Raw genomic sequence first — 1,546 nt, 5'->3', positions numbered from 1 at the left:
GCGCTCGGCGGAGAAACCGGAATCGAGGCCGGCGCGGGCCTCGGTCTCGGCGCGGGACTCGGCGCCGACCTGGGGGCGGGGCTGTCCGCCGGCCTGGGCGCGGCCGCATCGCTCGGTGCGGGCGCCGCGGCCGGGCTGACCGCCGGACTGGGTGCCTTGACCGGGGTCGCGGTCGGCCTCGGTGGCGCGGTCTCCGGCACCGGCACCGCCGGCACCGATCTCGGCCTCTCCGCCGGAATCGAAGGCGCCGCCGACACAGTCGCGCAGGTCGGCACCGATCTCTCTGCACAGATCGGAACCGGCATCCAGGTCGGAATCTCCTCCGCCGCAACAGGATTGACCGAAGCCACCGCGGGACTCGGCGCCGGGCTCGGCGGAGCGTTGAGCGGTGCGGCCGAAGCCGGCGCAGGCCTGGGAACCGAACTCAACGGAGCACTCGGCGGCGCAGCCGAAGCCGGCGCCGGCCTGGGCGCAGCCCTCGGAGGAGCCCTCGGCGGCGCACTGAACGCCGGCGGGGAACTCGGCACCGGACTCGAAACCGGACTGGGCGCAGGCCTCGGCGGTGCGCTCGGCGGCGCGGCGGAAGCCGGCGCGGGCCTCGGTGGTGCCCTGGGTGGCGCGGCAGCAGCCGGAGCGGGTCTCGGTGGTGCCCTGGGGGGCGCGGCGGAAGCCGGAGCGGGTCTCGGCGGTGCCCTGGGGGGCGCCCTGAACGCGGCCGGCGACCTGGGCGCGGGCCTGTCCGGCGCTGCGGGCGCGGCGACCGGCGTGGGTTCGGAACTGGGCGGTGCCCTGGGTAGCGCGGCCAACGCGGGTGCGGGTCTTGGTGGTGCGCTGGGTGGTGCCGCAAACGCCGGAGCTGATCTCGGAGGAGCGCTGGGCGGTGCGGCGGAGGCCGGTGCCGGTCTCGGTGGCGCCTTGGGCGGCGCGGCAGCGGCGGGCGCGGGTGCGGGTCTCGGTGGCGCTCTCGGCGGCGCGGCCGACGCGGGTGCTGGTCTCGGTGGTGCCCTGGGTGGTGCGGCGGAGGCCGGCGCCGGACTCGGTGGTGCGCTGGGAGGTGCGGCGGAGGCCGGTGCCGGTCTCGGTGGTGCCCTGGGTGGTGTGGCGGAGGCCGGCGCGGGCCTCGGTGGTGCCTTGGGCGGTGCCGCCAACGCGGGGGCGGGACTCGGTGGTGCGCTGGGCGGGACTTCGAATGCCGGTGCGGGACTGGAGGGTTCGCTCGGAGACGCGGTTCACTTGGGTGGCGATCTGGGTGGTGCTCTCGGCGGTGTGACGCAGGCCGGAGCAGACCTCGGGGGTGCGCTCGGGGGTGCGACCGAGGCGGGTGCCGGACTCGGTGGAGAACTCGGGGGTGCCGCGAATGCGGGCGCGGGACTCGGTGGTGCGCTCGGTGGGGCGGCGAATGTGGCTGCGGGACTGGGTGAGTCGCTGGGCGGTGCTGCGAATGCTGGTGCGGGTCTGAGCGGTGTTGCGAATGCTGGTGCAGGTCTCGGTGGTGCCTTGGGTGGTGCTGCGAATGCCGGTGCAGGGCTGGGTGGTGCTGCGAATG

General features: G+C 76.3%; 1 protein-coding gene. It reads right to left on the bottom strand.

What is annotated here, in order from left to right; genetic code table 11:
- Positions 1–1,546: hypothetical protein (locus NK1_RS35195; RefSeq protein ID WP_167354319.1), on the bottom strand; the 1,546-nt coding region annotated here is incomplete at both ends.

Source organism: Nocardia kruczakiae NBRC 101016, from assembly GCF_001612965.1.
In the GTDB taxonomy this organism is placed as follows: Bacteria; Actinomycetota; Actinomycetes; order Mycobacteriales; family Mycobacteriaceae; genus Nocardia; species Nocardia kruczakiae.
Note: the sequence above shows the minus strand (reverse complement) of the source record. Positions and strands in the feature narration are given on the sequence as shown.